We start from the raw sequence: 23,294 nt of genomic DNA on the forward strand, positions 1-23,294 counted from the left end.
CCCGGCTCCGAACGCAGATTTCAGAGCCTCGCAAAAAAGCGGGCGCCCGGCCGGAGGAGGAGGTGACCGGGCGCCCGCAGGGTGGGTTACCCTCAGATATGCGCGGTCAGCGAGAAGCCGATCGTGCGTCCGAGGATGTCGTATGTGTCGGGGAAGGTGTTGAACACGCCGCCCGTGGACACGCGAGGAGGGCTCTTGTCGAACATGTTGTAGATGCCCGCGCTGAAGGTGATCGCATCGGTGAACGCGTACGATGCGGAAAGGTCGAAGGTGTTCTGGGCCGAAAGTGTCTCGGTCGATCCCACCGTGCTCGACTTCACCTTGCCGATGCGCTGCCAGTCGAACTGGATCACGCCCTTGTCGAACAGCCACGAGAGGCCGGCCGTGTGACGATAGTCGGGCTGGACCAGCGTGGTGCCGTCGCTGGAGCAGGTGGCCCCGAAGGTGCCCTTGCACTGCACGGCGGAAACGGTGGAGTTGGCCTGGATCAGATAGGAGGTGACGATATTGCCCTGGTAGGCAAGGCGCAGGCCCTCGCCCGGCAGGAACGCCGGGTGCAGCGTATAGCTGGCCGAGATGTCGAAACCGCGCTGCAGCAGGCGGCCCAGGTTCTGGTTGTTGACGAAGGCATCCTTGAAGGTGCCGTCGGCATTGCGGGTCACCAGCGAGCACAGCGGATTGTTCGCCGTGGGGTTGGTGACGTAGCAGCTGGTAATCGCCGCCACTGGCTGGATCACACCCACGGCACCGCGCAGGTCAAGCTCGTACCAGTCCACCGTCAGGTTAAGCCCCGGCAGGAACGTCGGCGTGAACACGGCGCCCAGCGTCGTGGTGTAGCCGGTCTCCGGTTTGATCTCCGGGTTGCCGCCATAGTAGTAGTTGCCGGTCAGGTAGCCGGGCGCGGTGGAGTCCGCCGAACCTGCGGCAGGCGCACCGAAGCGGGCGCATTGGGCCGCATCTCCGGTGCCCAGCACACAGGGATCGCCGGCGTAACGGGGCTTCAGGCGGTCCACGGTGACAAGGTTGCTGAACGGCAGCGAGGACATGCCGGCTGCGAACTCGCCGAAGTTCGGCGTGCGAAGGACGCGCTGGTAAGTGCCGCGTACACGCAAGTTGCGATCGACTTCCCAGTTGCCCTCGACTTTCCAGGTTCCGTGGGTGCCGAACATGTTGTAGTCCGAAAGGCGGTAGGCGCCGCCCACGTCCAGCTTGCGGATCAGCGGCAGGTCGCGGAGCACCGGCACCAGGAGTTCGCCGTAGAGTTCCTTGACGTCGAAGGCACCGCTGTAAGCCGCCTGGACGCCCTGGCGATAGGTGTTGCCGGTCAGAAGCGCGGTGTCCTGATCGATGCTGGCGGTCTCGCGGCGATATTCGGCGCCGACGGCAAAACCGATGGGGCCGGCGGGGAGCGAGAACAGCTCCTCCAGGGTGCCGCTGAGAGTCGCCGCCGTCACGAACTGGTCGCGTTTGCGGTTGAAGCCGTTGATCGTGCTGCCCAGCGCATCGGCCAGTTCGGTCTGGTTTGGACCGAAGATGTTCACGCTGTTGACGATCCCGTCGAAGTTGTTCGCGCCCGTGGGGCTGGTGACGAGGCCGTCGCCGGTGATCAGCGTGTTCTCGGTGGAACGGCCGTACTGGGCATATAGGTTCCACTTGACCGCATCGGTTACCGGGCCGCGCAGGCCGGTCTGGACCTGGAAGGTATTGCGCTCGGTCTCGTAGTTGATGAGGCCGAGTTCAGCCAGCGAGCGAGAGACGTTCACCCGCGCCGCGCCGTTGACGAAGGTCAGCTGGTTGCGGATGTCGTCGGTCAGGAACGGGTTGCTCTCGCTGATCGAGACGGTGCGGTTGACCGAGGCCGGAGTCGCGCCGGGAGTGCCGGTTTCCTGCGTGCGCGAGTTGGTATACATGGCGCGGCCGTAGACTTCGACCTGCGGGGTGATCTCGTACTTGAACAGCGCCGCCACGTTGATGCGCTTGAGCGGCGAGACCAGCGGATAGCGATCCGAAATGTTCGAAGTGGCAGACGGACTGGTGGTGAACTGGCCGCTGTCGGTGAAGCCGAACTTGCGGCCGCTCGCCACGTCGGTGAACACACCGCCGATGCTGGGGATCGTCTGGTTCGGCGTTTCCGCCCAATCGCGCCTGCCCGCGCGGATCAGGTCGCGCTGGGTATAGTCCGCGGCGACGACGATATGGCCGCGATCGCCAAGGCCGGTGCCGACCATGAGCGATCCGCCATATTGCGCGCCGCCATGCTCGGACAAGCGGCTGGTGGCGGTGCCGCGGATGCCCTCGAAATCGTCATTGAGGATGAAGTTGACCACGCCGGCCACGGCATCCGCGCCATAGACGGCGGCGGCGCCGCCGGTCAGCACGTCGACCCGCTTGATCAGCGAGGCGGGAATGGCGTTGACGTCTGCCGAGTTGCGGAAGCTGAACGGCGTCGCGCGGGTGCCGTCGATCAGGACAAGCGAGCGGCTTTGGCCGAAGTTGCGCAGTTCCAGAACTTGCGCGCCAAAAGCGTCGCTGCCCTGCGAGCCCTGGCGAACGCCGCCGGAAAGCTGCGGGATCTTGGTGGAGAAGTCTTCGACCGTCAGGGCCGACTGGAGCTTGATCTGCTCTTCGCCGGTAGACGCGACCGGGCTGCTGGACGTCAGGCCGGGAACCGCGATGCGTGTGCCGGTGACGACGATATCGGCCCCGGTCGCTTCGCTGGCCTCGACCGACTGGGCCCGGGCGGCGCCAGATGCTTGCGAAAGGGCGATGGCAAGCGCCGCCATAGCCACGGTGTGTCGTTGTGACTTAACCATTAGACTTCCTCATTAACTTCCCTGAACCTTCGTTCCATCGGAGTTTGGCGCGACCCGAAGACTCGATGGCATGCCCTTTCCAGACGGCTTCTACCATGCATACCTGTCATGGATATGTAAAGATCTGGTATGCAAATGGTGATGATCCTGCCACGAACCGATCAGACCATTTCAGCAGGTGCCCGTTCCGGCCGATGGAGCGTCCCGCCCGTCAGCGGATGCGGCGCTCCGGTAGTCGCAGGAAAGGTCAGCGGCAAGCCCCGCAGGCTGCGGGCCGCCAAGAAGGCCATCGCCTCGGCCTCTACGAAATCGCTCCGCAGTCCCACCTGGTCGGCAGTCCGGCAATCGCCCAGCCGCGCGCGCAGCGCCTGCATCAGCGTGGGATTGTGGCTCCCGCCGCCACAGACGACCCATACTTTCGGCGCCTGCGGCAAAGCCCGCGCCGTTACCGCGACGGCCTCTGCCGTGAACGCCGTCAGGGTTGCCGCCGCGTCTTCCAGGGAACGATCCGCGGTCCAGTCGAGAGGGAAGTCGTAGCGATCGAGCGACTTGGGGCCTTCCCCCCGGAAATGATCATGCGAAAGCAACCGCGCCAGAACGACCTCGTCGACAGTGCCCGCCGCCGCGAGTCGCCCGTCGTCGTCATAGCGCCCTGCCCCGCGCGCCTGCACGAGCTGATCGATGAGGCCGTTGCCGGGCCCGGTGTCGCAGGCCAGGAGCGTGCCATCGGCTCCGATCCAGGTGAGGTTCGCCACTCCGCCGAGGTTGAGGAAGGCCATCGGCCCGGCCACCCCGATGTTCTCCGCCAGCGCCGCATGGTAGCACGGAACCAGGGGCGCGCCCTGCCCGCCCGCAAGCAGGTCGTCCTGCCGCATTTGCGCCACGACCGAGACACCCAGTTCCTCGGCGATCACCTGCGGATCGCCGATTTGTACCGAGAGCCTGCGCTCCGGGCGGTGAAGCACGGTCTGCCCATGAAAGCCGACGAGGTCGGGGCGACGCCCTAGTTGCGCGATGAGACGGTTCCCGGCGCGCAAGTGGGCCGCTTCGATGACTTCGCCCGCCAGACCGAAGGACAGCGGCTGCGGCCCATCTCCATCCCAGGCGAGCGCATCGCGCGTCGCCTTCTCCAGCGCCGCCCGCTCCGCCGCCGAGAACGGCATCATCATGGCCGGCCCGAATGCTTCGATCCGCTCACCGTCGGTATCCAGCACCGCCACGTCCACGCCGTCGAGGGAGGTTCCGCTCATATATCCCATGACCAGCATCAGCGCGCATTCTCCCAAGTACAGACAACAAGGCTAGCATCGTCATGCATCGGATCGGGCAGCGCGGGATCGATTCCGGTCGCGCCGTCGACGACCCAGGCAGCATCGCCGCGATGACCCACGCCGTCCTCGTTGACGTCGCCTTGTCCCTCCGATGCTGCAATCTCGATCCTGAGCATCGTCCTCTCCGATAGCTTCCGGCCCGCCGCACAGGTATCACGAGTTAGGGTAACGATGAAACCACTTTAATGCCACTTGTGCCGATAGTCCAAACTGGTATCTATCTTCCACATGACCCAAGCGACCCCGAGCAAGCCGCAAGCGGCATCCGTGACCCGCACGCAAATGTTTCGCGAAGCGCATCAGGCTCCCGCACGCTGCGCCGAGCAACTGCGCCTCAATGCCGACCTGGTGCGGCAGGCCGGACGACAACTTCGCGAGCTTGCGCCGCCGTTTGCCGCCACCCTGGCGCGCGGCAGTTCGGACCAGGCGGCGGCTTTCGCCAAGTTCCTGCTCGAGACCCACGCCCAGGTGCCGACCCTGAGCCATGCACCTTCGGTCGGGTCGCTCTATCACGCCACTTCGGCGCAGTTCCTGGACGTGCCGCTGATCGCCATCTCGCAATCGGGCCGCAGCCCCGACCTGCTCGCCGCCGCGCAGGATGCGCGTAACAAGGGCGCCGTGGTGATCGCCGTGGTCAACGATGCCGACTCGCCGCTCGCCCGGCTGGCCCAGATCGTCATCCCGGTTCACGCCGGCCCGGAAACCAGCGTCGCGGCAACCAAGAGCTTCGTCTGCACCCTGGTCGCGCTCACGCATCTCGTGGCCGAGTGGAGTCAGGATGGCGCGCTGCTCGCGGCCCTGGAGAATGTGGGCGAAGTGCTGGAAGCAGCGGCCCGCGCCGACTGGACTTCGGCTGTCGATCTGCTGAAGGGCGCCAGCGACATGCTGGTGCTCGGACGCGGCCCGACCCTGCCGATCGCCGGAGAGGCAGCGCTCAAGCTGAAGGAGACCTCCAGCCTCCACGCCGAAGCCTTCAGCAGCGCGGAAGTCGCCCATGGCCCGATGACGCTCGTGGGCCCAGGCGATCCGGTTCTGGTGCTGGCGCCGCTCGACGTGGCGCGCGCCGGCCTGCGCGAACGTCTGGACGACTTCGCGGCGCGCGGCGCCCGCGTCATCGCCGCCGGTCTTCCCGAGGATGTCGAACCGGCAGGCCTGGTGCTGCCCTCGCGGACGGACGTCCATCCGGTGCTCGGCGCGATCGCCCAGATCCAGAGCTTCTATGGCCTCGCCAACGAACTTTCGCTGGCGCGCGGGCGCAACCCGGACAATCCTCCGCATCTCAACAAGGTGACCCGCACGTTATGAGCCGAATCGCGCTTACGGGAACGCGCATCGTCCTGGCCGACCGCGTGGTCGAAGGCCAGGCGCTGCTGCTCGAGGGCGACCGCATTCTCGGTCTCGCCGCTGCCGACGCGCTGCCTGCGGATTGCATGGTGGAGCCGCTGAACGGGGGCTATCTGCTGCCCGGCTTCATCGACACCCAGGTCAACGGTGGCGGCGACGTGCTGTTCAACGACATGCCCTGTATCGAGGGCATCTGCGCCATTGCCAAGGCTCATCGGCGTTATGGCACGACCGGCCTGCTGCCAACGCTCATCAGCGACTATCCCAAGGTGGTGGAAGCCGCCATCGCGGCCGGGGAAGCGGCACTGGTCCGGGGCATCCCCGGCGTTCTGGGCGTTCATATCGAAGGTCCGCACCTCAACGCCGCGAAGAAGGGCATCCACGACCAGAACCGCTTCACGCGCGTCGACGCAGAGGTCATCGCACGGCTTTCGGCACCCACGGCCGGCCGCCGCATCGTCACGCTGGCCCCGGAACTCGCCCCGGAAGGCACCGTGCGCGCCCTGACGGAAGCGGGCGTTCTGGTCTGCGCGGGACATAGCCTGGCGACTTACGATCAGGCACGGGCCGCGCTGGCTGAGGGCCTTACCGGCTTCACGCACTTGTTCAACGCCATGACCCAGCTCCTCAGCCGCGATCCAGGCATGGTCGGCGCCGCGCTGGAAGACCGCACCAGCCATTTCGGCCTCATTGCCGACGGCTTCCATGTCCATCCCGCCGCGATGCGCGTGGCCCTGGCGGCGCGCGGGGCGGAAGGCGTCATGCTCGTCACCGACGCCATGCCGCCGGTGGGTGGAACCCTGGGCCGCTTCACGCTGATGGACCAGGACATCAAGGTGGCGGACGGTCTATGCACCGGCCCGGACGGAACTCTAGCCGGCTCCGCGCTGACGATGGCGCAGGCGCTGCGCAATGCCATGGACATGATCGGCTGCGACATGGTCACGGCGTCGCGCATGGCGAGCGGCAATCCGGCGCGGTTCCTGCGGCTGGATCACGAGACCGGAACGATCGCTCCGGGCCTGCGCGCCGACCTCGTTCATCTCGATGACGCGCGGCTGGTGCAATCGACCTGGATCGGCGGCGCGCGCGAGGATTTCGGCGAATGACGCCCGAGCTGGGGCTGATCGAGGGCCGCTTCGGCCGGATCTGGAACGAGACCGAACGCAGCTACGTGGTGAAGACGCTGGCGCGGGCGGGCTACGGGTTCTACCATTATGGCCCCAAGGCGGACCGTTCGCTGCGCCGCGACTGGCGACGGGGACACGACGCGGCCCAGACCGAGGCCCTCGCGCGCCTCTCGGCCGAATGCCGCGCGGCGGGCATGCGCTTCGGCATGGCGATCACGCCCGTGGGCTCCACCCATCCCTTCGACGCCGGCGCCCGCACCGATCTGGCCCGGCGGGTCGCGGAACTCGACGCGATCGGCATCGACGATCTGGCCGTGCTCTTCGACGACCTTCGCGGCGACATGCCCGAACTTGCCGAGCGGCAGGCGGATGTCGTCAATTTCTGCGCCGGGCTGACCCGGGCCGCACGGGTCTATACCTGCCCGACCTACTACTCCGACGATCCGGTGCTGGACCTGGTCTTCGCGCACCGGCCAGCGGATTACCTCGGCAAGCTGGGACGGCTGCTCGATCCTGCGGTGCAGGTCTATTGGACGGGCGAGGAAGTCTGCTCGAAGGAGATCGGGCCTGCCCATCTCGAACGCGTGGCGAGCGAACTGGGCCGCAAGGTCTGCCTGTGGGACAACTGGCCGGTCAACGACGGTGCCCGCATGTCGCGCTTCCTGCACTTGCGCGCTTTCACCGGCCGTTCGGCAAGGAACTCCGAACATCTCTCGGGCCACGCGATCAATCCGGCGATCCAGGCCCATCTCGGCTGCATCCCGGCCGTGACCCTGCCGATGGTCTATGCGCAGGGCGATGACTATGCCTACGGCGCGGCCTTTGAGTCGGCCGCCCGCGCTCTGCTCGGATCCGAGTTCGCGCACATGCTGCAACAGGATCTACCCGCGTTGCAGGACGTGGGCCACGAGCGCCTCGGCGCCCGCGCGGATCGGCTGCGGGCGCGCTATCAGGGCATCGACCATCCCGCCGCGCGCGAGATCCTGCGCTGGCTGGACGGCGCGGACCTGATGACCGACGACGAGGTCCAGACCCAGTAGGCGGGCAGATCACCATGGCAGCGAGCATGACCCAAAGCACCTCCCCAGGCACAGCCGCACTTTTGGCGGCCTTGAGCAAGGCCGTGGGCAAGCGCCACCTGCTCACTGCGCCCCGCGCCACCGCCCGCTTCCGCAAGGGGTATCGCACCGGCGAAGGCGCCGCCATCGCGGTCGTGCGCCCCGGCAGCCTGGTCGAGCTGTGGCGCACGGTAGAGGCCTGCGTGGCGGCGGACGTGTCGATCATCATGCAGGCTTCGAACACCGGTCTCACCGGCGGCTCCACGCCCGATGGGGACGACTATCCCGGAGGCCTGGTCATCATCAGCACGACACGGCTTTCGGCCCTCAAGGTGATCCGGCGCGGCGAACAGGTGCTCTGCCTCCCGGGCACGACGCTCCACAGGCTGGAGCAGGCACTGCGTCCCTATGGCCGCGAGCCCCATTCGGTGATCGGCTCGTCCTGCCTGGGCGCTTCGGTCGTGGGCGGGGTCTGCAACAATTCGGGCGGCTCGCTGATCCGCCGGGGTCCAGCCTATACCCAGCTCGCGCTCTACGCCCAGGTCCTCGGCGACGGCTCGCTGCGCCTGTTCAACCACCTTGGCATCGATTTGGGCGACGATCCCGAGACCATCCTCTCCCGCCTCGACCGCGAGCAATATACCGAAGCCGACATCGACCCGGCTTCGGACAAGTGGGCCCACGATCACGCCTATGCCGAGCATGTCCGCGACATCGAAAGCGAAGTGCCCGCGCGGTTCAATGCCGATCCCCGCTGCCTGTTCGAAGCCGCCGGCAGCGCGGGCAAGCTCATCGTCTTCGCCGTTCGCCTCGACACCTTTCCACGCGAGGAACAGACCAGCACTTTCTATATCGGCACCGGCGAGCCCGACCGCCTGACCGAACTGCGCCGCACCATGCTGCGCGATTTCGATACCCTGCCGATCGCCGGCGAATATATGCACGCGGTCGCTTTCGACATTGCGGATCGCTACGGCCGCGACATGTTCTTCGCCATCGAACGGCTGGGCACCGATCGCCTGCCCGCCCTCTTCGCCGCGAAGTCCCGCTTCGACGGAATCCTCGGAAGCGGCCTCAGCGATCGTGTCATGCAATGGTCGAGCAGGTTCATCCCCGATCATCTCCCTGCCCGCATGCGCGCGTTCCGCCAGCGCTTCGAGCATCATCTGATCCTCAAAGTCCCCCGCGATCAGGTGGACGCGGCGCGCGTACTGCTTGCCGAACTGTTCCCCGGCGCAGGCGGCGATCATTTCGAATGCACGCCGCAGGAAGCCGCGAAGGCCTTCCTCCACCGCTTCGTCGCGGCAGGCGCAGCCGTGCGTTACCGCGCCGTTCACCGCAAGGAGGTGGAAGATATCGTCGCGCTAGACGTCGCCCTGCCCCGCAACAATCGCCAATGGGTGGAGCAGCTGCCGCCGGAACTCGCGGCTCGCACCGTCCATGCGCTCTATTACGGGCACTTCTTCTGCCAGGTATTCCACCAGGACTACATCGTGAAGAAGGGCGCCGATCCGCTCGCCTTCGAACATGCCCTGTGGAGCCTGCTCGACGCGCGCGGCGCCCAGTATCCCGCCGAGCACAATGTCGGCCACCTTTACGTCGCCAAGCCGGACCTTGCGGACTTCTACCGCCAGATCGACCCGCGCAACCAGCTCAACCCCGGCATCGGCCATACCCCCCGTGGCCGCGACTGGACGGGGCCTCACGGAGAACAGCCATGACCTATTTCCTCGGCATCGACGCAGGCGGCAGCAATTGCCGCGCCAGGCTTGTCGATGCGGCCGGGACGGAGATCGGCCACGGCAAGTCCGGCACGGCCAATGCCCGGATCGGCATGGAAGCGCTCTACGACACGCTCAAGGAAACCGTGGATCAGGCGGTCGCCGAAGCAGGGCTGGGCCGCGAACAGCGCGCCGCCATCCGCGCCGGCATGGGCATCGCCGGGATCACCCGTCCCGGTGTGCGCGAGGCTCTGGCCGAACTGGACTTCGGCTTGGCATCGGTGAACTACGCCACGGATGCGCTGATCGCCAATCTTGGCGCCCATGGCGGACGGGACGGCGCGATCCTCATCATCGGCACCGGCAGCGCCGCGCAAGTGCGCCTGGACGGCAAGGACTTCACCATCGGCGGCTACGGCTTCCCGATCTCCGACGAGGGCAGCGGCGCCGCCCTCGGTCTTTCCGCCATGCGCCACGCCCTGCGCGCTCTGGACGGCCGCACCCGCAAGACCCCTCTGAGCGCCGCCGTGACAGAGCGATTCGGTCACGATACGGCACAGGCCATCGCCTGGATGGACCAGGCCGCCCCCCGAGACTACGGAACTTTCGCGCCGCTGGTCATGGATTATGCCGAAGCGGATGACGCCATCGCCCGCTCGATCGTCGAACATGCCGCGGGCCACATCGAGCGGTTCATCGAAACGATCTTCGAGCGCGGCGCCACTCGCTGCACGCTGGTGGGCGGCCTTGCACCGCGCATGCAGCCCTGGCTTCGCTGGCGCACCGTCGAACGCCTGAGCCCGGCGCTCGGCGATTCACTGGACGGCGCCCTGCGCCTGGCCGGTTTTGCGCCGATTGATCCTCCATAATGCGCTCGGCCGGCGCCGCCGCGTTGGCGGGTTGCTCGATCGATGCCGGGATCGGGAAGCGGTAAGACACGGATCCGCCCATCATTGCTTTCCATCAAGCCGAGGATACGCGCTTCGCCCCGGTGCGTTGGATCTTCCGAAAGGAGAAGCCGATGTCGCACCCGAAAAATCCCGCAGAAGAGGGTAAGCCCGACTTCAGCCCCGAGGCACAGGCAGACGAAAGCCACGGATCCGTCAAGGGCTCGCAGCTTTCAGGGCGCAACGATCCGGAAACCAACAATCCGCGAGGCGCGGAAACGGGCGGAGGCCTGGGCGGAGCAGGTCCGCACCGGCCGGGACGTCATCGCTGACGCTGCCGCCGCAAAGCCTGCAGCGGTACGGGAGAGGCCGGCGGAGCAGGTTCGCCTGACAAGAGCAACCTCTTCGCCGGTGCTGCCCGTGTGATGAAGCTGACACCTGGGCTCTCTGATGACCGTCCACGGGACACGGGCCTAAGCCCGTTGACGTGATCCACCATCGGTCGACGCGACGGTTCCACGTCGGCGAGCAGGGACGCGGGTTCGAGCGCCACTCGTCACACATGAACTGCTTCAGGATCGGAGGCGCATTTGGCCGAGACAGGGGCAATGGTAAGATAATCGTGTTCGGCGGAAGGCCGAGCTTGCCGGACATATCCCATCCAGCCTGATCGAGCATGAGCACGGCGCGAGCGCCGGGCCCAATCTCACTGCTGATTGGGGCAAAGTACACGCTATTGCTGGCCGTTACACTGCGGCATGACCAGCCCGGTACATTTGCCTCAGCGTGACGGATTGCGCCGAACAGCAGGCTTAAGGCCGACGCAGATCGACCGACGCGACAGGCTTTGTGCCGCGCTTGGTCCAGCCCCGGCTGATCCGTGTCTCCGGACAAATCCGGAAGTTCACCATTCTACCGGCATGCCTCCAGGCCCGCGTTTTCGGACTTATGCTCATCCATGTCGGCATTCACCGCTGCGGAGAAGGTGGTTTCCTGATGACTTGACCGGCCCACTCGATCTCACCTGCGTCCGGAGCCGGCTGATCGGCAGGGGCACCGGGCTTGGCGACTTGCGCGTTTGTCCCGCTGTCTCCCCCCGGTTCGGCTCCTTGCACACCGCCCAGGCTTTCCTCAGTGACGGACTCCAGATCTGCCCCGGTCTCGGACGGACGAAGCGGGCTTTCCCTGCCTTTCGACGGTTCGGCATGACGGTTCCTTTCCAACCGATCCAACGCGAGCCGCGGTCCCGATGTTCCCGCGAGGTGTGAGTCCAGGGAGGTTCCTCAAGGCCTGCCCCGTCGGAAGAGCTTCACCGCCGGCCGGGGCTAAACCTTATCTCGCCCGAAGAGTCGGCGTCGGGGCGCTCTCCTGCAAGCCGCGAATGGCGCGGCCGGTCCGTAGGATACTCATCCGACATCTTCAGATGGAAATAGTCATCTTCGAAGTTGCACGCGCGGCGCAAGGCCGCCACATGGGGAATGAACAACTGGCCGCGATCCATCTCGATCAGCCCTTGCTTGCGCAATTCCTGCAACATGCGGTTGACATGAACGGTGGTGAGGCCGGTCGCATCGGCAAGATCTTCCTGGGTCAGCGGCAGATTGAAGCGGTCCCTGCTTTCAAGCCCTACCAATTGCGCACGGAGATGGAGTTCGCACAGAAGGTGCGCGATCGCCTCGACGGCCACGCGCCGACCGCTGTTCACCAGCCATTGACGCAGAACGGCTTCGTCGACGAGCGTCGCTCTCCAGAAAGCGCGCGCCAGAGTTGCAGAACTGCGGGTGATCCGGTCGATATCCTCATTGGCGACATAGGCGACCTTGCAATCGGTGATCGCCATGATGCCGTGATCCATCGCGCAGAGGATCGTGGCATGCAGATCGCAGAAATCGCCCGGCATCATGAATGCCGTGATCCGCCGGGCTCCATCCTTCAGGATCTTGTAGCGCGTCGCCCAGCCATCAACCAGGAGATGAAGATGCTCGGGAGAATCGCCATCCGAAATGATATCCTGACGGCGCGGAACGACTTTTACATCTCGACACACTGAAGCAACCATGTCCTTTTCCAGGTCGCTAAGCCGTTCGACGGTCTCAAGCTTGCGGATGACATAGCTATGCAATTCCGTTCTCCAACGGATACCGTGTTTCGGCTCACGGCGCCAAGCTATAACATGGCGGCGATCGCGCCGGATGTTTCCGCGACGATCCGTGGCTGAGGTCCGATGTCCGGTGGCTCCGGCAGCAGCCCTGCTACGTGATTTCAGCGTCTGGCGGCTTCGGCAAGAGCACATGATCGCGGATCGAACAGCCTGATCCTGTATCTTGCCGTACTGTCGCGCGCGGTCTGGTTCCAACTCACGGCGAATGCCAGCCGCTGACCCGACCGAACTTTCAAGATGCGGTCGACGCGAACAGGAGATGACTGCGCAGGAAGATCAAGCGAACGGCCATCGACGGAGAAAGCAACCTTCGGCCCAAGCGCTCCCGAGTGGGCGGCAGCAAAATCCCCTTGGACGCGCAGAGTGCCCGCGCGTTCAGTCAAAAACTCCAGAAAGACCGGACCGTCCGGGTTGGGGATCACCATATCGGACAAGACTCGCGGCAGTGCGGCATCGCTCAGCCCAAGGTAAGGCGTCCAGGGCACGCCCTCCCTCTGCTGGCCGGGCAAGGTTTCCAAAGGCAGTTTGCCGCGCCCCCGCTGCACGAAAGCGGTGAAACCTGCGGAGGAGCCCTGGTCTTCGGTATCGGCCGGGTAAGAAAAGCCCAGAAAGCTGTCCGCTATCAGCGATGAGCAACCCAGTCGCACGTCCCTGCCGAGCACCAGAGGTTGTTGCCCCTGCAGCACCAGCACGCGCGTCTCATCGAGCGTCAGATGTGCCGCATCCAGCCGAGCGCCACGCGCATCGAAGGCGTCAACCTCCGCTGGATTCACGCGTATCGCGCGCGGCGCCCCCCAAAGCACCAGGATGTGCGGTCCGAAAGCATGGACGAACGTGAAGCGATCCGGGCTGACATCACGGGCGCGAAAGGACGCGAGCCGGTCCGTCACCAGGCGGAAGGCCTGGGCGACGCCCGTTGTCTCACCGGACCGGCGGAGCAGCGGCACGAAGCCGTCTCCCCGTTCGTTGAGCGGGTACCAGTCAAGCTCCGTGGAACCCAGGGACGACAGCGTCGCATAAGCTCGCACCAATTCGTCCGGGGCTGTATGAGCGTTCTGGCTTCCGAACTCGGTGATGTGGAGCACGTGCCGCCGCAGCCCAGCGTGTCGACGCAGCACGCCGATCTGCTGGGGCAACTGTTCTATCGGAGTCGTATAAGGATGAACGGCCAGGCCCTGCAAGGACGCGGCCGCAGGATCCTCCAACAGAGGCCAGAGGAAGCCGCCCGGCAGGGAATGGACCGAGCCCCCGATCACTCGCACAGGTGCCTGCGCGATCTTCACGCCTTCGGCCGCACTGCGCACCATGGCGAGGTGATAGGCCCTTCGCTGGACCATCCCGCCGTCCTTGACGGGTCCGTTGACGAAATTGTTCCCGTTGATCTCGTTGCCGATCTCGATCGTGTCGATGGCCGGATAGCGCCGCACCAGCTCGGTCACGAAGCGGCGAAACGCGGCCAGGGCGTCTGCCGAATGCGGCGTGTGGCCAGAGTCGTACAACGGATTGCCCCAGTTGAGCGTCAGCGTCAGCCGCGTGCCGGGCGCCTGCAGCCGCTGAGGATAGCGCGTCATGGGCGTACCGAAACTGTAGCGCCCCTTCACCTTTTCGACGTCCGCCCAGCGGACACTGTCGCGCCAGTTGCGTAAAGGCAGTTTCTCGGCCGCCTGAAACAGCGCCTCGTTCCATCCTTGAGAAAAGTTCGAGGCCGCCCCCAGCCTCATCGGCTCCGTGAGCATGCTAGCGGGCTCGGCGACGGCTGGCGAAGAAAGAGCGTGCACATGCGCAAGCTGGGGCGCAGGCGCAAGATGGAGTAGCGGCGAGAGCGGCGACTGGATCGCCATTACGACGATCAGGCCCGCCAAGGCAAACAGGACTAGCCGCACGGTTTTGCAGACACGACGGTCCCCGCGATGGCTGCATGGAGAGCGGCAACACCGTCCAGAGCGCTTCTCACGACCTGGGCATGATCGCGCGGGTTTATGCCGGAAGACATGGCTTCGCCCAGCAGTTCGTATGCGGCCTCAGGAGAGACCTCGAAGGGGTTGACCAGCCAGCGGCCGAGATCAACGGATTGCACGAAGGAATCCAGCTTGGGATCCCAGCGCAAGGCCACGAAGGGCACGCTGCTCGAATACGCGGCGATCACGGCGTGCATTCGGAACGCGAAAAGGCCATCGAAGCTGGCAATCAGCCGCGCGAGTTCCTCAGGCGTCTCGGGTTCGACATGGATAAACCGATCGGCACGGGCATTTGCTTCAAGCACCGATTGAAGGTGCCTGGCGCATGCGCGATCCTCGGGGCTGCCGTTGGTGAACAGCGTCACATCGTATCCGGCGACAGCGAGACGGTCGGCCAAATCGCAATACCAGTTTTCAAGACCCGCGGTATCCACTTCGCCGATCGAGTGATACCGTACCGCGACGGGACTGGTGATGTTGAGCCCGATCGATGGTCGATCTCGCGGCTGCAAGGAAGCCCGTTCGCCCAAGTGATAGCGGCTCCGTGCCAGCAGACCGGGGTCCGGCACCACCGTTGCGGGCAGATCGAAGTCGTTCCCGAATTCGCTGTCCCACAAAAGGCGGGATCGGTCGTCCCTGACGAAGACACGCCGCACGACACCCCGTTTCAACGCGCGCTGCATAAGCGCACGTCCTTTTCGGCTCCAACCCGATGATACGCCGCAACCATAAAGAAAAGCCGGCAGCCCTTTCCGCTCGGCTGCCTCCACGGCGAGCGCGATCTTTGTCGGGAAGTTGAGGTCCAGGTCGACAAGGAGGTTGCCGCCGCCGATCACCACACAGTCCGCTCCCAGCAGGGCGGCATCATAGTGCGGCCGCCACCGCCTCTGCGACTGGATCGCCAGCGGCAGTAGCACGGCGAGCTTGCGCAGGGGCGGCGGAAGCAAATGGAGCGCACGGATCAAAGCGCCCCGCTGTGCATCTCCAGGTCCATAAGTAGTGCGCCCGGCCAGATCGACGGACCATGTATCGATGTGCGCCCCGCAGTCTATCAGGGCTTGCTCCAGACACTCCGAAAGTAGTCCATCCCCTAGATTGGGACTGTATTTGACATTGAAGATGCGAATGCGCTGCGGCCGCTTGCGCATTGCGCGGGAGGTATCGAGTTCCGGATCGGGGATCAGGTCCGCGCCTGGCGTGTTTTGAACAGCGATCGTCGATGTCATTGCCCCGAAGTCCTCATGCAGCCCGCCCGGAGACTTCCGGAGCGGCGATCGTGCCGGCAAGGTCGCTGGAAACTTGCGCGATCACTCCGGTAGATGTGGGCAGGTATTCGAACCGGCCTTGCCGGCCCGTGGTTATGATTCCGGCGCGGCTGATCTTGTCCATTACGGCGTCGATCCTCTCGCGGCTGCCCATGGCGTAGAGCGGATAACAGGACTCGACCCATTCATGCCCTTCAAGCCGCAGATCCCGTACCAGGCCCAACTGTTCCGCGTGCGCCCGGAAGTTTGCAAAGGCCAGCGCGGGATCATGCGGCATTTCGGGCGACAAGGTCGTTTCCACCGAAAAGTAAGCGCGTGTGATCGTGGGATCCGGGTAAATGCGCGAGTAGATCGTCGCCCGCTTCCAATCGCCTTCGGCATGGAAGTTGAAAAGGACGTTGCCCGTCTCCGGATGAAGCCATCCCGCGGAAACGAAGATCGTCGACATGTTCAGGCTTTCAAGGCCGGAAGGCTTTGAGAACAGCGCCTGGTGAACCGTGTCCAAGGGAATGGTGCTGACCACCGCGGAAGCCAGGTGCGTGGCGCGATTGGTGCGGACTTTGAAAAAGGTGCCTTCCCGTTCAAGAGACAGAACGCTTTCTCCGAAGGAGAACACCACACCACGGGCAGAGAAATGTTCGACGATACGCGCGAACAGAACGTTGAAGCCTTGGCGGGGGCGGACCCGCATGGGCCACTGCCTGCCCGCCGCTTCCGATTTTCGAGACAAGAGGGCCCGTAGCGCGCTTCTTGCCAGGTTCCGCGTGCGCGTGAAACGCTCGATGATCGCCATGCGCCGGAAGAAAAACTCCTCGTCGATCCGCTGCGGAGAGACGTGGTGAAACCGCGTAACGTAGTGCTGCAATCCGGTGACGGCGAAGAACCGTCCACCCAGTCGCTTGCGGCACAAGGTATCCAGTGAGCCGTCCCGCTGAAGGCGCATACGGGAAAAGAGAAGGTCGAGCAGCGATAGCACCAGACCGCGTGCGTTCTGGCGAAGCAAGTCGCGCGGCTCGATGGGATAGAGGAGAATGGAGCCATCTGGCGCGATCCGGCGCTGAATGCTGAGCACTTCCGGGCACAGATCCCGCAAAGACGGGGCGAGATCAAAGATCAGGGCCGATTCCTCGTAAAAGATGCTGCCTACGTCAAACGTAAAGGGACCGATCTGCCGGCTGCGGTGCGTCCCGCCTGCATGATCTCGTTGTTCGAGAACGATGACTTTATGCCCTGCTTGCAAAAGCTGCGCAGCGGCTGCAAGTCCGGCCACGCCAGCCCCCAGAACGATGATCGGAAATGCCGTGTTCGGCTGCGGGCTTTCGGTCACGAAGGCGTCTTGATCGGAAAGGTACCGTTTCTAGCAGAACGTAAAAGTAACTCTTCCCCCGTTGCGATCTCGATCGAGCCATGAGAGCGACAGAGGCCCGCTACGACGGCAGGAATGGGAACGAGCGATAGCCAGGGCATTACATTCCTCACTCAGCCTTTGGACCTTAAGCCTCAGAAGGGTGCAAGGTATTGCCGGATCGTTTCGGAGACAAATCGTTCAACGTCCATTTTGGAGCAGTAGATCCGATGTGGCCGCGCAGTTCGATTATGGTTCAATCTTTCTCCAAGATCGCTTTACTATGTGGCTGGAACTCCGATACGATCTTCGCCAGTCAAATGGCTCGTGCGGCTCTTTGCAAGCATCGCGACGCGGGCATGAGCGATACTCTGGCGAGGATAAAGCGCCTGAGGAGAGCTATTCAGCGATACTATACGAATACTTGGAGCAAGGCGTAATCGAGGACGGTCGGTGAGATGGTAATGAAGCGCTCCGCCTCGGCGGGCTTTCAGAACGGATATTGCGAAGATCGGAAGGATGGTCGATCCGATTTCCTAGATGTCGATTTGCTCGCCTTCTTCTAACATGATGATCAAGAGAAAATGACGTGCTTGGATCGTAGGTGTGCGAAAAGTACGGTGTCGAAAGGGCTGGATCAAGCGCCCAGAGCCGGTGCCGAAGATCGCCAGTGGTCTACATTTGCAGAAACGAACGGCAGAAGTTCAGTATCTTTATGCGAAGGAGAGGAAAGATCTCACGCTCCGCGTGGCATCCGGGCGGGGGCACCGGCCCAGCGGGTTTGGAACCCGCAGGGCCGGGTACGCTCTGTTGGGCTCCGTCAGGACGGCTCGCCCTTGCCCCCTGCGGAGGCCGTATTCGTGCGCGCTCCGGTCGACTTGGACGCTTTGGCGGGGCCTGCCGATTTACGGCTCTTCGGTTTCGCGGTAGTGGGCTTCTTGGCGCTGTCCGTCGCAGTGGCTGTGGGATCGGCGGGTGAGGCGGCGTCTTGCGACTTTGTGGCGGGCGCGGCAGCCTTGGCTGGTTTCGCGCTCTTGGGCTTGGACGAAGCGGAACTGCGCGCCTTGGGGGCAGCAGTCGCCGTTTGGCCCGGAGTTTCGGTAGCTTTGGAAGGCTCGGGCTTTGCGGGCGCGGCGGCGGCTTGCGGTTGCCTTGCAAAGCGCTTCTTTCCGCCACGCGGAGCATCCGCCGGCTTCTCCGTCGAGGAGGAGGCATTGTCTGCGCCCTTCCCTGCCGGTGACGACTTGGCCTTGGCTGCCGGCGACTTCGGCGCCGCAGCGAGCTCTGCCTTCGCCTCGGGCTGTTCTTCCGGAACCGGCTTCGCCGCATCCGCCTTCGCATCGGAAGTGGACGAGCCTGCCGGAAGCGACGGGGACGACTTTGCCGCCGATCCCTTCGCAGCACCGGGACGCCCGCCAAGGCCCATGCGCTGGGCTACCGCGCGGCGATGCTCGGAATAGGCGGGAGCGACCATGGGGTAATCGGCAGCCAGATCGTAGCGCGAACGGTACTCTGCAGGTGTCAGGCCGTTGTTGGCCAGGTGACGTTTCAGGCTCTTGTACGGTTTTCCGTCGATCAGGCTGAGGATGTGTTCTTTCGAAGCGAGACTGTCTTCCACGGAGACCGCAGGCTTATGGGCTTCGGCTTTCCCGCCGGACGCGGATTCCCCGGCCAGCGCAGACCGGGTCTGATCGATCAGCGCCGCCAGTTCGCTGCTTGGCACGCTGTTATTGGCGAAGTAGGCGCTCAGCAGGTCGACGGTCAGACGGGTGAGATCGGGCTGTTCGCTATCGGGCATCACATGCTCCCTTAGAGTTTTTGCGAGGTGAACTGATAACGCCTTACTCGCATGACGGTACTTAAACAGGAAAATCGTTTGCAATCCAATAGTCAATTTGGGCGTAACCTTTGATCTTCCGTGATGTCACGAAGATCGGATCGCTGCAGTGCAGTGCTGGCGCCGTGCTGGAACAGTCGATTCACGGCTTCCGACAGTGGCCGCACTCTCCACGATGTGGGGCGATCAGATGGAGGGTGCGGGCGCGTAGAGTTCGATCTGCGTGTGCAATCCCCCAACCGACGACTGTCCAAGCCAGATATCGAACAGTCCTGGCTCCGCGATGCGCCGGTTTCCGGAGCCGACGAACTCCAGGTCCTTGCGTGCGATCCTGAAGTGAACGGTCCTGCTCTGGCCTGGGTCGAGCGTGACGCGCTCAATGCCCTTCAACTCGCGGATCGGGCGGGTTCGACTGGCGACCCGGTCGCGCATGTAGAGTTGGACCACTTCGCTGCCCCGACAACTGCCCTTGTTGGTGATTTTTGCGGAGACTTCAACCGCCGCATCCCATCGCAATGCGGCGTCGGACAGCTTCAAGTCGGCCAGCACGAAGTCACTGTAGCTCAGGCCATGGCCGAAGGGAAAGCGCGCGCTGTTGTCGGTGGTCGTGTATCGGGCCCGGTACTCGGTGCGGTTGTCGACAACCGGACGCCCGGTGGCCTTGCGATCGTAGAAGAACGGTTCCTGACCGGACTCCCAGGGGAAGCTGACCGGCAGCTTGCCCGAGGGATTGACCTTGCCGAACAGCACGTCCGCGACCGCATGGCCCGCCTCCGAACCGAGGAACCAGGTCGCGAGGATCGCCTGCGCATTCGCAACACCATCGTGGAGCGCCAACGCGCGGCCATGCCGCAGCAGGACGACGACCGGTTTGCCGGTTGCCGCCACGGCATCGGCCAACGCCTGCTGGACCGCCGGGATCTCGATCGTCGTGCGCGACTGCGCCTCGCCCGACATAGTTTGCGATTCGCCGATCGCCAGGAGTGCGACGTCGCAGGAACGGGCCGCCGCTACGGCCCGCGCTATTCCGCCTTCGATGGCTTCGGAGATCCCGCAGCCCGGCTCGACGGTCAGGTTCGCATCACCGGGCAGCGCGGCCCGCAACCCACTGGCAATGTCCACCCCCTTGCCGGGATCGCCATAGAACGCCCAGGGCCCGTAGAGATTGTCCCGGTCTTCGCCGAACGGCCCGATCAGCGCGATGTTCGGGCGCTGATCGGGATCGATCGGCAGCACCCCACTGTTCTTGAGCAGGACGATCGATCGTCCGGCGATCTCGCGCGCCAGTTCGCGGCGCGCCGGCGTAAAGATACGCGTACGTTCCGCCTCCTCGTCCAGCGAACGCCAGGGATCAGCGAACAGGCCGAGCGCCATCTTCACATAGAGAATACGCCGGACGGCGACGTCGATCGTGCCCATCGGCACGGCGCCGCTCCTGACCAGTTCCGGCAGGTAACGCACGTAGAGCCCGCTTTGCATGGACATGTCCACCCCGGCCAGGACGGCGAGGCGTGCGGCATCGCGTTCATCCTCGGCATAGCCGTGCGCGATCAGTTCCTCGTCGGCGGTGTAGTCGGAAAAGACGAAGCCGCGAAACGCCATTTCGCCGCGCAAGATGTCGGTCAACAAAGCCCGGTCGGCAGTCGCCGGCACACCGTTGATCTCGTTGAACGAGGCCATCGTCGTCAGCGCGCCGACGGCGAAAGCGGCAGTGAACGGCGGCAGATGCGTCTCGCGCAACGTCTCTTCGCTGATATCGACGCTGCCGTACTCCAGGCCTCCGGCGACGGCGCCGTAAGCGGCGAAGTGCTTGGGGCACGCGAGGAGGGAGTCGGCACGGCGCAAGTCCTTGCCCTGAAAGCCGCGAACTCTGGCGGCCGTGAGCAGCGCGGTGAGCGTGACATCCTCGCCCGCGCCTTCCACGACCCGCCCCCAGCGCTGATCGCGGGCGACATCTGCCATGGGCGCGAAAGTGAGGTGCAGTCCAGCGGCCGTCGCTTCCTCGGCCATGGCGCGGGCGCTGCGCTCGGCGAGATCGGGATCGAAGGCCGAGGCCTCCGCCAGTGGCACGGGAAAGATCGTTTTCAGCCCATGGATCACGTCGCCTGCGAAAAGCAGCGGGATGCCGAGGCGACTTTCCTTCACCGCCAGTTCCTGCGCGCGGCGCGCCCCGGCCACGCCGATGCCGTTGAACAGGCAGCCGACGCGGCCTTTGCGGATCTCTTCCGAAAGCCGCTTCTCGCCCTGGATGCCGGCCTGCGGATTGGGCGGATTGAAAGGACGGAAAGCGTCGGCAAGGCAGGTCATCTGCCCCGCCTTCTCTTCGATGGTCATGCGCGAGATCAGCGAATCCACCCGCTGCACTTCATCGGCAGCGAAGGCGATGCGCGGCATGCCCAGCGTGGCAGCACTTCCGAGGATGCCGGATAGAACGGCGCGGCGATGAAGAGTCATGAAGGCGTGAAGACAGTCCAGTTAGATGCGGGCCAGTTAGATGCAGGCCAGTTAGATGCAGGCTGGCGAGATCCGGGCGATCCTTGCCAAACGAAAGTATGACCGATCTTGTTGCACTGCGGCAGAAAAGCGATCGGCCGGCTGTCCCATGGGACAACCGGCCGTTCATCTTCCGTCTTTCGGTCGACTCAGGTCATGGCGGGCGGGGCTACCATCTTCTGCAAGGGCACCGGCCGGGCAGCGACACGTTCCGGGACCGGGGCGGCGGTTTCCGACAGGTTCGGAAGGCTGCTGTCCACGGTGACGGGCTGGTCGCCCTTGAGCAGCGCCACGGCTTCCCGCTTGCTCTCCACGGCGGGCGGCGAACCTCGCAGCGGCATGCCTGCCGTCTCGCGCACGGTGAGCATCGTGACGATGCCGATCGCCGCCGCTCCCATGAGGTAATAGGCCGGGACGAGCGGATCGCCGGTCTTGCCGACCAGCCAGGCCGTGACCAGCGGCGTCGTGCCGCCGAACAGCGAGACCGACACGTTGAAGGCCACCGACAGTCCGCTGTAGCGCACCGGCGTGTAGAACAGGGCCGGCAGCGTGGAGGGCATCGAACTGGTGAAGCAGACGAGCGCCAGCCCCAGCGTCATGAGGCCGAGGAATATCAGCCAGTCGTTGCCGGTTCCGATCAGCAGCATGCTGGGCACCGACAGGGCCATCAGCGCCACGCAGGCACCGATGATCATGGGGCGGCGTCCCAGTCGGTCGCTGAACAGGCCGCCGACGATGTTGAGCGGCATCATCACCAGCATGACGAGGATGATGAGCAGCAGACCTTTGCTTTCGGCATAGCCCATCGTCACGGTGAGATAGTTGGGCATATAGGTGAGCAGCATGTAGTCGGTCACGTTGAAGACCAGGACCAGTCCAACGCACTTCAGCAACTGGCGCCAATGCAGACGCACCATGTCGAAAAGGCCGGGACGATCCGCCTCGCGCTCGTCGACCTGCTCGCTATAGGCCTGGAACGCGGGCGTCTCCTCCAGCTTCAGGCGCATGTAGAGGCCCAGCAGTCCAAGCGGACCCGCCACCAGAAACGGCACGCGCCATCCCCAGGACAGCATCTCCGCTTCGGTGAGCGACATGTGCAGCGCCGTGACCGTGGCGGCACCGGCGATATAGCCACCCAAGGTGCCGAATTCGAGCCAGCTGCCCATCAGCCCACGCTTCTGATCCGTCGAATATTCCGCGATGAACGTGGCCGCACCGCCATATTCGCCGCCGGTCGAGAAGCCCTGCACCAGCCGCGCCACCAGCAGGAGGGCGGGCGCCGCCATGCCGATCCGCTCATAGGACGGGATCAGGCCGATCGCGAAGGTGCCGGCGGCCATCATGACCATTGTCAGCGCCAGGATCTTGTGGCGGCCATAGCGGTCACCCAGCGGGCCGAACACCAGCCCGCCCAGCGGACGCACCAGGAAGGCCGCCGCGAAAGTCGCCAGAGTGGCGATCAGCTGAACCGTCGGATTGCCCGAGGGGAAAAAGACTTTACCGAGAGTGACGGCGATATAGCCATAAACACCGAAATCGAACCATTCCATGGCGTTGCCCAGCGCGGCAGCACCGACCGCGCGGTTCACAAGCGAGCGGTCTACCACTGTAATGTCGTCAATGGCCAGTTCCCGACGGGATTTGAACCAGCCGAATTGCGCATGTTGCGCAATGGGATTGTGCATGTCTGTCTCCGTTCGCGCCCGCGCAGGCGCACAGAACAGGCACCACCATCGCCGAGCGGGAAGCGGCCGCAGGGCGGCCGTGAAAGGATGCGATACCAGAAACGGCATCAAGCGGGGAGCGGTCCCCATAGACATGCCTTGCCGAAAAAGGGGCACCTAATGGCCGAACCGTGGCTCAGCGACGATGAGCTGAGATTCCGCCAAATTCCGGCAAGTGGATATCCAGGCCCTGTTTCGCCGCGTTCTCGCACGGCATCGCTTCATGA

16 protein-coding genes are annotated in these 23,294 nt (G+C 64.5%); 6 read left to right on the top strand and 10 right to left on the bottom strand.

The window, feature by feature from the left end:
• Positions 1-92: 92 nt before the first annotated feature.
• The 3 genes from L284_RS27740 to L284_RS27750 form a co-directional block, all read right to left on the bottom strand.
• On the bottom strand, positions 93-2,813 hold the full coding sequence (locus tag L284_RS27740) for a TonB-dependent receptor plug domain-containing protein (RefSeq protein ID WP_031341452.1): 2,721 nt from the start codon (positions 2,811-2,813) through the stop codon (positions 93-95).
• Between the two features lie 161 nt (positions 2,814-2,974).
• Positions 2,975-4,081, bottom strand: coding sequence for an anhydro-N-acetylmuramic acid kinase (locus L284_RS27745; RefSeq protein WP_021232538.1), 1,107 nt, complete (start codon positions 4,079-4,081; stop codon positions 2,975-2,977).
• On the bottom strand, positions 4,081-4,260 hold the full coding sequence (locus L284_RS27750; protein ID WP_021232539.1) for a hypothetical protein: 180 nt from the start codon (positions 4,258-4,260) through the stop codon (positions 4,081-4,083). Before L284_RS27750 ends, L284_RS27745 begins: the two co-directional genes overlap by 1 nt.
• A 151-nt stretch (positions 4,261-4,411) precedes the next feature.
• On the opposite strand from L284_RS27750, the gene L284_RS27755 reads away from it, so the two are divergent.
• The 6 genes from L284_RS27755 (at position 4,412) to L284_RS27780 (ending at position 10,616) form a co-directional block, all read left to right on the top strand.
• Positions 4,412-5,449, top strand: coding sequence for an SIS domain-containing protein (locus L284_RS27755; RefSeq protein ID WP_235054280.1), 1,038 nt, complete (start codon positions 4,412-4,414; stop codon positions 5,447-5,449).
• Complete coding sequence (nagA, locus tag L284_RS27760) at positions 5,446-6,597, top strand: N-acetylglucosamine-6-phosphate deacetylase (RefSeq protein WP_021232541.1); 1,152 nt, start codon at positions 5,446-5,448, stop codon at positions 6,595-6,597. The genes L284_RS27755 and nagA overlap by 4 nt, the downstream gene beginning before the upstream one ends.
• Complete coding sequence (locus L284_RS27765) at positions 6,594-7,658, top strand: beta-N-acetylglucosaminidase domain-containing protein (RefSeq protein ID WP_021232542.1); 1,065 nt, start codon at positions 6,594-6,596, stop codon at positions 7,656-7,658. Before nagA ends, L284_RS27765 begins: the two co-directional genes overlap by 4 nt.
• Positions 7,659-7,684: 26 nt before the next feature.
• Positions 7,685-9,397 carry a D-lactate dehydrogenase gene (dld, locus tag L284_RS27770; RefSeq protein WP_031341453.1) on the top strand — a complete coding sequence of 571 codons (1,713 nt, stop codon included), beginning with the start codon at positions 7,685-7,687 and terminating at the stop codon, positions 9,395-9,397.
• Positions 9,394-10,266 (top strand): BadF/BadG/BcrA/BcrD ATPase family protein, encoded by an 873-nt coding sequence (locus L284_RS27775; protein ID WP_021232544.1) that lies wholly within the window; start codon positions 9,394-9,396, stop codon positions 10,264-10,266. The genes dld and L284_RS27775 overlap by 4 nt, the downstream gene beginning before the upstream one ends.
• Positions 10,267-10,418: 152 nt before the next feature.
• Positions 10,419-10,616, top strand: coding sequence for a hypothetical protein (locus L284_RS27780; RefSeq protein ID WP_152524596.1), 198 nt, complete (start codon positions 10,419-10,421; stop codon positions 10,614-10,616).
• 977 nt (positions 10,617-11,593) lie between these two features.
• Here L284_RS27780 and L284_RS27785 read toward each other — a convergent pair.
• The 7 genes from L284_RS27785 to proP form a co-directional block, all read right to left on the bottom strand.
• A complete protein-coding gene (locus L284_RS27785) occupies positions 11,594-12,640 on the bottom strand; it encodes a Crp/Fnr family transcriptional regulator (protein WP_152524597.1) in 1,047 nt (348 codons plus the stop codon).
• Positions 12,547-14,307: a hypothetical protein gene (locus L284_RS27790; protein ID WP_021232547.1), complete on the bottom strand. Its 1,761-nt coding sequence runs from the start codon at positions 14,305-14,307 to the stop codon at positions 12,547-12,549. The genes L284_RS27785 and L284_RS27790 overlap by 94 nt, the downstream gene beginning before the upstream one ends.
• Before the next feature lie 11 nt (positions 14,308-14,318).
• Positions 14,319-15,629: a polysaccharide pyruvyl transferase family protein gene (locus tag L284_RS27795; protein ID WP_021232548.1), complete on the bottom strand. Its 1,311-nt coding sequence runs from the start codon at positions 15,627-15,629 to the stop codon at positions 14,319-14,321.
• A 13-nt stretch (positions 15,630-15,642) separates the two neighbouring features.
• A complete protein-coding gene (locus L284_RS27800) occupies positions 15,643-16,995 on the bottom strand; it encodes an FAD-dependent oxidoreductase (RefSeq protein WP_021232549.1) in 1,353 nt (450 codons plus the stop codon).
• Between the two features lie 838 nt (positions 16,996-17,833).
• Positions 17,834-18,811 carry a MucR family transcriptional regulator gene (locus L284_RS48985; RefSeq protein ID WP_021232551.1) on the bottom strand — a complete coding sequence of 326 codons (978 nt, stop codon included), beginning with the start codon at positions 18,809-18,811 and terminating at the stop codon, positions 17,834-17,836.
• 225 nt (positions 18,812-19,036) lie between these two features.
• On the bottom strand, positions 19,037-21,304 hold the full coding sequence (locus L284_RS27810) for a glycoside hydrolase family 3 N-terminal domain-containing protein (RefSeq protein ID WP_021232552.1): 2,268 nt from the start codon (positions 21,302-21,304) through the stop codon (positions 19,037-19,039).
• Between the two features lie 188 nt (positions 21,305-21,492).
• Positions 21,493-23,028: a glycine betaine/L-proline transporter ProP gene (gene proP, locus L284_RS27815; RefSeq protein WP_021232553.1), complete on the bottom strand. Its 1,536-nt coding sequence runs from the start codon at positions 23,026-23,028 to the stop codon at positions 21,493-21,495.
• Positions 23,029-23,294: the final 266 nt, after the last annotated feature.

It is taken from the genome of Novosphingobium lindaniclasticum LE124, from assembly GCF_000445125.1.
Classification (GTDB): Bacteria; Pseudomonadota; Alphaproteobacteria; order Sphingomonadales; family Sphingomonadaceae; genus Novosphingobium; species Novosphingobium lindaniclasticum.

What these genes read in the sequence shown, in the direction of transcription:
- L284_RS27765 (WP_021232542.1), top strand. Translation starts at nt 6,594, where the DNA reads ATGACGCCCGAGCTGGGGCTGATCGAGGGCCGCTTCGGCCGGATCTGG.
- L284_RS27775 (WP_021232544.1), top strand. Translation starts at nt 9,394, where the DNA reads ATGACCTATTTCCTCGGCATCGACGCAGGCGGCAGCAATTGCCGCGCC.
- L284_RS27750 (WP_021232539.1), bottom strand. Translation starts at nt 4,260, where the DNA reads ATGCTCAGGATCGAGATTGCAGCATCGGAGGGACAAGGCGACGTCAAC.
- L284_RS27810 (WP_021232552.1), bottom strand. Translation starts at nt 21,304, where the DNA reads ATGACTCTTCATCGCCGCGCCGTTCTATCCGGCATCCTCGGAAGTGCT.
- L284_RS27780 (WP_152524596.1), top strand. Translation starts at nt 10,419, where the DNA reads ATGTCGCACCCGAAAAATCCCGCAGAAGAGGGTAAGCCCGACTTCAGC.
- dld (WP_031341453.1), top strand. Translation starts at nt 7,685, where the DNA reads ATGACCCAAAGCACCTCCCCAGGCACAGCCGCACTTTTGGCGGCCTTG.
- L284_RS27795 (WP_021232548.1), bottom strand. Translation starts at nt 15,629, where the DNA reads ATGACATCGACGATCGCTGTTCAAAACACGCCAGGCGCGGACCTGATC.
- L284_RS48985 (WP_021232551.1), bottom strand. Translation starts at nt 18,811, where the DNA reads ATGCCCGATAGCGAACAGCCCGATCTCACCCGTCTGACCGTCGACCTG.
- L284_RS27740 (WP_031341452.1), bottom strand. Translation starts at nt 2,813, where the DNA reads ATGGTTAAGTCACAACGACACACCGTGGCTATGGCGGCGCTTGCCATC.
- nagA (WP_021232541.1), top strand. Translation starts at nt 5,446, where the DNA reads ATGAGCCGAATCGCGCTTACGGGAACGCGCATCGTCCTGGCCGACCGC.
- L284_RS27745 (WP_021232538.1), bottom strand. Translation starts at nt 4,081, where the DNA reads ATGCTGGTCATGGGATATATGAGCGGAACCTCCCTCGACGGCGTGGAC.
- proP (WP_021232553.1), bottom strand. Translation starts at nt 23,028, where the DNA reads ATGCACAATCCCATTGCGCAACATGCGCAATTCGGCTGGTTCAAATCC.